Below are 8,062 nucleotides of genomic sequence, written 5' to 3'. Positions count from 1 at the left end.
ATTCGACGTTCCCGCCGATGTCATGCCGGATCTGCCTGAGCGGATGATGCACCCGGTCGAGACAGCCACCGGCGCCGCTGCATTGGCTGATGAGGCTGTCAGAAGACTGGGGCTGGCCGGTCTGCCGGAAAGTTTGCAGGCCGGGAACCAGCCTTCCGGTCCGGTGTTCGTCCCCTCCGGACTGGAAAAGGTGCTGACCGATTACGCGGGGCGGACCGCCGGTCTTCTTGCGGAGTTTCCGGAGGCGCCGTCATGCTGCGATCCCGGCGCCATCCTTGAGGATATCCGAACGGGAGGGCCGACCGAACCGATACTGGGGGCAGCAGGGGGAGCGGAGACCGGCGCTGCCGCCCGGCGTCTTGCCCCCTTCTTCATTTCCGATGCGCTCGCCCTGGCCGGTGACCTGTCGGCAGTCCAAGCCGGGAACGCTGGGGAAAGAAGGTCTCTGACCACGCCTTGGGGAAGGATCCTGATCGGATCGGCCGTTGACGATCATCATCCGATCGATTCGGATGTCATTCTGATCCTCGATCCTGCCGGCAACGACACCTATGCCTTCTCCAACCCTGTCGTGAACAGCCAGTTGACGATCCTGGACCTGAAGGGGAACGACCGTTACGTCGGCGATTCGCTTGCGGTTCGGGCGCTGGTCGCTCTGATCGATCTAGACGGCGACGATATGCACGACGGAACCATCGGAGCGCAGGGAGCGGCGCTGGGCGGCGTGGCGCTGTTGCTCGACCGGTCGGGCAATGACCGGTATGCCGCACGGACGTTCTCCCAGGCATCAGCGGCGGAGGGAGTTGCCGTTCTGATCGATGGAGCGGGAGACGACAGCTTCGAGATAGACGAGCGCGGCCAAGCGTTCGGCCAGGTCGGCGGAACGGCGCTGTTGTGGGAGCTTGGCGGCAACGACCGGTATCGTGCCGGCGGGCCGGACGATACCCTTGGACGCGATGCGCGTCTCAGTCAGGCGCAGGGTATGGGTACCGGTTTGCGGGCCAGCCACGGCGGAGGGATCGGCATCCTGCGCGACGACTCCGGAAACGACTCCTACGCGGTCGAGATGTTTGGCCAGGGGGCCGGCTATTTCCAGGGAATCGGCGTGCTGTCGGACGCGGCGGGTGACGACCGCTATGACGGTGTCCGTTATGTCCAGGGCGCCGGCGTGCATGGCGCCATCGGGCTTTTGACGGATGGCGGCGGCACCGATTCATATCTGGCCGTGCAGGGCGTCGGCCAGGGCATGGGGCTCGACATGGGTCTGGGTGCCCTGGAAGACGACGGCGGCGACGACGCCTACGAGGCTGGAAGCCTGGCGCAGGGGGCGGGCACCGCCAACGGCATGGGGTTCCTGCTGGACGGCGGCGGTTCCGACCGTTTCTCGCTCGGCTCGAACGGCTGGGGGCAGGGCCATGCCGCGCGTGGCCTGCCCGGACCGTCCTTCCTGATCGGCGCGGACGGCTCCGACGGGTTCACACGAGGAGGCGAGGCCGTTGCCGTAGATTTGGAGCGGATCGACGGGCCGGCGGGTGGCGTGCCCTACCGGCGCGATCCGCCCGGCGACTATGCCTGCCCGGCGTTTGCACCGGCGCCGGTTCCTTCGGTCGGTCCGGGCGAAGTGCCGGACGACCTTACCGGATTGATCAGGCGAAGCGCACCGATGCACGGACAGGGTGCTGAGGCCATGATCGCCCTGGAGTCTATCGGGCGCCTGCTGCCCGGCCACGTCCCGGAATTGCTTCGGGCGGTACCGGACCGTGACTTCGCGACGGCCTTCTCGCTGCTTCAGGCGATCCGCTGCCATCTGCTTGCCGCTTCTCCCGAATACCGGTCCGCCGCCTGGGATGGCGTGCTGATGGACATGGCTGCACGCCATCCCGTCAGCCAGCCCTGGCTGCACGCCCGTCTGATGGCGCTTTCGCGTCCATCCGGGTCTTCGATGCAGGATGGCAGGCTCCGCGAAGTTATCGGGCGACTGGCGTCGCATCCCTCCTGCGCCGCCCGGTCGGCGGCCTTGGAACTCGCCCGCGGCGCGGTCGAACCGGGCATTCCGCTGCCCGAGTGGCTGGAAGGGCCGGTCCGCAACGCTCTCGCCGACCCATGCCTGCGCCTGCCGGCCGAGGCTCTGCGGCTGCTCGACCGGATCGGCGATCCGGTCTCAACCGCGCGGTTCTCGGACCTGATCGGGCAGTTGCCCAAGTTTCTCTCCGATCCCGCAATCCGGGCCAGCCTCCAGCCGCCGCCGGGATAAGGACCGGGGCGGCAATCAGGGGACCGGCGTCATGACCAGCCAGTCGCTCCAGCGGTCGTCGCGGCCAGCCGGGCCGACGCGGATTCGGACCTGTCCATAGGGCAGGATGTAGTTCTTCCAATAGGCCGGGTCCACCGGCCCCAGCTCCCTCGACGTACCCGTGGTCTCCAGCTCTCCCTTCAGGCTCAGCAGCCCGTCTCCGGCCTGATACTGGATGACATAGTCGGCATCGGGCTTGCCGTCCCACGCCATACGGAAGCCGTGGGCGACCGCGTCCAGCGTCACCGGCCCGCTCGTGGCGGGAACGCGCCAGACCGGGGCTTCCGCACCGCCGTCATGGGCGACCGCTGCAGGAAGCACGATCCTGCGGGACGCGAAAGCGGTTTCCAGCGGCCGGGAAAGCCGCGCGACGATATCCGGATGCTGGCCGGCAAGGTCGCTCCTCTCTCCCGGATCGGCCTGGAGGTCATAGAGCCTCCGGCCGGCCACGACGCCGTCCAGGTGGAAGAGGTGGAGTTTCCACCGGCCGTCGATGATGGCGCTCCGGAACTCCCGGATGGCGTCCGGGTCGGGTTCCTGGAAGCCGGCCTTGCTGGTCAACCCCATCCAGGAATATGCGGCGGCCGTGCCTGGGCTCAGCAGGTCGCGCCCTTCCAGCGGCATCCCGGGTTTCATGCCCAGCCGGCTCATCACCGTCGGCATGATGTCCCGGTGGTCGGTCGGCGCGTCGATGACCTGACCGCCCTTCGCCGCGGAAGCACCTTCCGGAACCCAGACGAAGAGCGGAATATGGACCAGTTCTTCATACAGGTGACCGTCATGGGTGGTCGAGGCGTGACCGACATGACCACGCTCCAGGTGCTCGTCCCCGTGGTCGGCGGTCACCACGAGGATGGTGTTCGCCGCCAGTCGGCTCGATTGGAAGAAGCTCCAGAACTCTCCGAACCACGAGTCGAACTCCCGGTAGGTCGCCGCATGGAGCGCCGCCACGGCGGCGGCGTCGGTCGGTTCGAAGGCGACCGTTCCGCTCCGGATGGTCAGCTGGTTCATGACCGCCTCCATCCGCGCCAGTGCGGCCTTGTCGCCCGCCGGCAACAGGGCTTCCAGGCCGGGCATGGATCCCGGCGGCGGCTTGTACGGCAGATGTGTGCCGAGATAGTGGTACCAGAGCGCGAAGGGTGAGCGTGCGTCCCCCTGCCGCCGGAGCCAGGGAACCGGCTCTTCGCCCGGTTCGATCGCCAGTCCCAGCCCCCGGAAGGTATCGATCTGCATGAAACTCTGAAGCCCTGTTACCCGCCAGCCGGCATCGGACAGGGTTTCGAGGGGCGTCTTCCAGTCGGACGGGACCGATTGGCGCTGCGCATGGACCCCCTGGGCGAAGGAACCGGTACCCGTCAGCACCGAGATGACGTTGGGCGCCGTCCAGGCCGAGATGGTCCGGTGGCTGGAGAAGCGCAGCCCGGAGCGCGCCGCCGCCAGCAGATTGGGCGTCACATCGGGCCTGATGAAGTCGGCGCGAAAGCTTTCCACCGTCAGGACGATCAGGTTGAGCCGCTCCGGCTTTCCGTACCGCGTCCAGGTGGCGTATCCCGCCCCGCCGAGCAGGAGCAGGGCGGCGGCGATGCTAGCGAAAAACCAGCGGCGTGACATGGGGGATCACCGGGTAAAGGACGAAGGGAAGGGTGATCCATACGATCACCCTGCAAAGGTGACGGATGCCGGAGCAAGGGCTGCCGGCCCGGACCAGAACCATCAGGGCGAATCCGCCGGGCAAGACCGGTGTTCCGGCCCAGACCGGAGGCGGCACGTCCGGAAGCCCGCCCCAGCCGGTCGCCAAGCCCAGGACGAGATAGGCCAGCGCCGCCAGTTGAAATGCCAGCGCGGCGCCGATGACCAGGGGGAGGTGGAAGGGACCTGAAGCCCCGCGCCGCAGTCCCACTCCAGCGGCCATCAGCGCACCGGCGGCGCCGGCGGTGCCATTGACAGCCATGTCGCGCAAGCCGTAGGTGCGACTGGGGTGGAGACCCTGGAGCATTTCGTCGTGAATCCCGAAGATCAGGGTGATCACGACGGTTGCCGCCGTCAAAGGCGCGCCTCCCAAGTGGTCGGAAAGCGCCCGGCGCAGCACCAGAGCCAGCAGGAAATATTGCGGGACGTGGATGCGCTTTGCGGGATATTCAGGATCCGTGAGGGCCAGTCCCAGCAAGGCCAGCGCAAGTCCTGCGATCAGAAGAACGGGATTTATCCGGATATCACGCCGTCCAACGACAATCCATCCGCCCGCCAGGACCAGTGCCGACGCGAGTGCCGCGAAGGGGACCAGTGCCGCCCGTCCGGCGCCGATCGATTCGACCAGAACAGCCCAGAGTTCGAAGGTATTGACGTACGCTATCACCAGCAGCGCCGCCAGCGGATAGAGCAGTCTTCCCGAGCGGGACCTTGGCTCCGTGGCTGGATCCCTGTCGGTCATCGCAGGGAAGCGCAAGAAATTAACGGTTTATTCATAAACATAAAAGCCTTCTAAACCAAAGAACACGATAATGATTAAAGTCAAGAATACGTCGACTCAACAAAAATGTTGGTGACGATATTTGGGCAAGCGATCATAAAAAGGATCGGGGCTGAATTCCGCTGCATATCTGAATACTTAGACATAGAACCATCATGCCCGCAAAGGACCGGACGCCGCCTTCATGTCATATGCGGAACTTACATACAGGTCGCACAACCCTTTGAAACGGCTGGTTCAGGGCAATCGCTATCGAGCCATGCTCCGGCTGGTCGATCCGAAAGCGCCGGTTTCGGTGCTCGACTATGGCTGCGGCGACGGTTTCTTCCTGCGCCTGCTGCGTGACAGGGGCGTATCGCCCGACCGGCTGGTCGGGTTCGAGCCTTTCGGCTCCATGGCCGCACAGTTCCCCGCCGGTCCCGGCTGTCCGGACCTGATCGGGGACCCGGCCGGCCTGGAGAGATTGGCGGGACGGCGTTTTTCCCATATCTTCTGCATGGAAGTGCTGGAGCACCTGGACGATGCCACGATCGAGGTCGCCCTTGACAGGATCGCCGCCCTGGCGTCTCCCGAGACAAGGATCGTCATGACCGTTCCCTGCGAACTGGGGCCGGCAGGCGCAGTGAAATGCCTGTTCCGCAAGGTGCGCGGAACCGAGGATGTCGGTTGGCAGACCATCCGGTCCGTCCTGCTGGGCGATCCACCCGCCAGGCTGGTCAGCGATACGCCCGAAGGACCCTATATCTATTCCCATATAGGCTTCGACCACCGCCGTCTGGCGACTCGGCTGGCCGGCCGGTTCCGGATCGAGCGGACCGTCGGCGTGCCGTTCAGCAGACTGCCCGCCATGGTCAACAACGAAACCGCGTTCCTTTGCCGGTTGAGACAGGACGCAGAACCATGAATGGCCCGATGCCGCCGGCCAGTCCGTCCCCCGACCTCGCGCCCGTGCTGGTGCTGGGAGCAAGCAGCCTGGTCGGTCCCTTCCTGGTCGAGCGGCTGACGGATGCCGGCCGGACCGGCATATGCACCGGCCGCCGCTCCGACTCCGGCGAAACCCGGTTGACTCCCGCGTTCACGTGGCGTCGCCTCGACGTCACGGACCCTGCCGACTGGGCGGTCGAACCGGGGACGGCGGTGCTGTCGCTCCTGCCGCTCTGGCTTCTGCCGGCGCTACTGCCACGCCTGTCGTGCGCCGGACAGATCGTCGCACTGGGATCGACCAGCGTGCTCGTGAAATCGGACAGCGCCGATCCGGCGGAACGGGATCTGGCGCGCCGGTTGGGTGAGGCCGAGTCGGAGATCGTGGCCTTCTGTGGCTCGGCCGGCCTGCGCTGGACGATCCTGAGACCGACGCTGATCCATGATGGCCGCCGCGACGCCAATGTGACGGCCATCGCAAGGGTCATCAGGCGCTTCGGTTTCTTCCCCGTGGGGGCTCCCGCCTCCGGTCTGCGTCAGCCGATCCATGCCGACGACGTTGCGGCCGCCATGCTGGCCGCACTCGACAACGACCGGGCAGCGGGAAAATCGATCAATCTGCCCGGTAGCGAGACACTTACGTACAGGGAGATGGTCCGGCGCGTTTTCGCCGCTCTCGACCGTCCCGTACGGATCGTGCCCCTTCCCGTTCCCCTGCTTGCGGCGGGGATCGGGCTGGTCCGGAGAGTGACCGGGGTCGAGTATAGCCCCGCGCTGTTCGCGCGGATGAACCAGGACCTGTCGTTCGACGACAGCGAAGCCGTCCGGTGCCTGGGCTATGCGGCGCGGCCCTTCCGTCCGTCTTTCCCGCCGCTTTGATCGGTGCCGATGGATTGAAGCGCGCCGGTCCGCCGGAACAGGGCCGCCATAGTGCCGACCGTCGACGTCTTTATCAGACTGGCGAGCCGAATTACGAAATAGCACCATACCAGTAGGTTGACGGCCGTCAGGAAGAGATCGGGATACAGGCCCGTGAAGTTCTTGCGGAAATACTGAGTAAAACCGCGTGCCTTGTACCATTCGATCCGCACGGCCGACGCATCGCTCGTGCTCTTGTAGTGGACGATGCTTACCTGGGGTACGAACAGGACGCCGCCGCCCGCTTTGGCGATGGAGAAGCAAAGATCCAGGTCTTCCACATGGAGATAGTAGCGCTCGTCCATTCCCCCGATCAGCCGGTAGTCGTCAAGCGGCATCAGCATGCAGGCGCCGCTCACCGCCGGCACCACGCCGGTCTGCTCCGGCAGCGGCTGGTCGTGCTGGTTGAGCCGGCGGAAATAGGGGTGGTTCGGGGCCAGCCGGTCCAGCCGCAACGCTTCGACCAGCGTCAGCCACGGCGTCGGCAGCTCGCGGCGGGAACCGCGCTGGTCGGTACCGTCCGGATTGACGATACGGCAACCGGCAACCCATGGGCGGACGGCCCCCTCGGTCGCCTGGATCAGGTCGCGCAGTGCATCGCGCTGGAGAACGCAGTCCGGGTTGAGAAGAAGCAGATATTCTCCGCAGGCATTCCGTGCGCCCAGATTGCAGGCGGCGGCGTAGCCGATATTGCCATGACCCGTAAGCACGTTCAGCCGCGGATCGGCGAGGGCGCGGACTTTCAGCGCTTCGGTCACCTCTTCGGGATTGCCGTTGTCGACTAGGATCATCTCGAGATCGATGTTTTGCGCCAGTACCGCATCGATCGCTTCGTCCAGCTCCGGGCCGGTATGGAAACTGACCATGACGATGCTGACCTGGATGGCCTGCGGTGCCGGGGCGGCTTCCAGTCCTGTGGAAGCGGCGGATGGGACAGGCGCACGGCGGCGCCTCGTATCGAGATAAACAACCTTGTTCATTGAAATGGTCCGATTGAGAAAATGTTAAATTTTTCTAAAGTTTTCGATAGGCGAGAGCACTTTCCCGATTGGGTCGCTTTTCCTCCTTAGCGCGTCGGGGAAGGATGTGCGGGTTGGAGGTCGGCCGGCGGAATGTCCGGTGGTGCGAGCGGCCGGTTTCTGGACCGCCTGCCGAGCAGGCCGCCGATCGACCAGTCCATCCGGCTCGCAAGACCGGTCACCGAGACGACGCGCCGCGCCTGGACGATCCGGCGGCTGGCGAGGACGTCGCCGATGCCGCCAAGTGCGTCGCGCAGCCCGCGCAGCATGGCGCCCGCCTCCCCCAGGAGGAGCGCACGCAGCAGCAGCAATGCGTTGAGCACTGCATGAACGGGCATGAGCGGCACCAGCAGCACGGCGGGCATGTTCTTGACGAACATCCAGATCCGGTTGCGTGTGCTGTGATACGTGGCGAAGGCGCTGCGCCGCCCCGTGATCGCG

General features: G+C 65.7%; 5 protein-coding genes and 2 pseudogenes. 3 read left to right on the top strand and 4 right to left on the bottom strand.

The annotated features are described in order from the left end of the window. A pseudogene (locus AC5JJ6_RS31605) lies at positions 1–2,254 on the top strand (hypothetical protein); the annotation flags it as partial. 15 nt (positions 2,255–2,269) lie between these two features. Here the strand turns inward: AC5JJ6_RS31605 and AC5JJ6_RS31600 are convergent. Continuing rightward, the gene (locus AC5JJ6_RS31600) at positions 2,270–3,904 is read right to left on the bottom strand and encodes a sulfatase-like hydrolase/transferase (protein WP_496045851.1); all 1,635 of its coding nucleotides are present in this window, start codon (positions 3,902–3,904) and stop codon (positions 2,270–2,272) included. Beyond that, positions 3,879–4,724, bottom strand: coding sequence for a VanZ family protein (locus AC5JJ6_RS31595; RefSeq protein ID WP_496045850.1), 846 nt, complete (start codon positions 4,722–4,724; stop codon positions 3,879–3,881). Before AC5JJ6_RS31595 ends, AC5JJ6_RS31600 begins: the two co-directional genes overlap by 26 nt. A gap of 262 nt (positions 4,725–4,986) precedes the next feature. On the opposite strand from AC5JJ6_RS31595, the gene AC5JJ6_RS31590 reads away from it, so the two are divergent. Both AC5JJ6_RS31590 and AC5JJ6_RS31585 read left to right on the top strand, forming a co-directional pair. Continuing rightward, the gene (locus AC5JJ6_RS31590; protein ID WP_496045849.1) at positions 4,987–5,667 is read left to right on the top strand and encodes a class I SAM-dependent methyltransferase; all 681 of its coding nucleotides are present in this window, start codon (positions 4,987–4,989) and stop codon (positions 5,665–5,667) included. Then, positions 5,664–6,563 (top strand): NAD-dependent epimerase/dehydratase family protein, encoded by a 900-nt coding sequence (locus AC5JJ6_RS31585; RefSeq protein ID WP_496045848.1) that lies wholly within the window; start codon positions 5,664–5,666, stop codon positions 6,561–6,563. Before AC5JJ6_RS31590 ends, AC5JJ6_RS31585 begins: the two co-directional genes overlap by 4 nt. Here AC5JJ6_RS31585 and AC5JJ6_RS31580 read toward each other — a convergent pair. Together AC5JJ6_RS31580 and AC5JJ6_RS31575 are read right to left on the bottom strand one after the other, a co-directional pair. After that, positions 6,521–7,582 carry a glycosyltransferase family 2 protein gene (locus tag AC5JJ6_RS31580; RefSeq protein WP_496045847.1) on the bottom strand — a complete coding sequence of 354 codons (1,062 nt, stop codon included), beginning with the start codon at positions 7,580–7,582 and terminating at the stop codon, positions 6,521–6,523. The genes AC5JJ6_RS31585 and AC5JJ6_RS31580 overlap by 43 nt on opposite strands. A gap of 86 nt (positions 7,583–7,668) precedes the next feature. Beyond that, positions 7,669–8,062 (bottom strand): annotated as a pseudogene (locus AC5JJ6_RS31575) (hypothetical protein); the annotation flags it as partial.

This window comes from Skermanella sp. (assembly GCF_059503625.1).
Note: the sequence above shows the minus strand (reverse complement) of the source record. Positions and strands in the feature narration are given on the sequence as shown.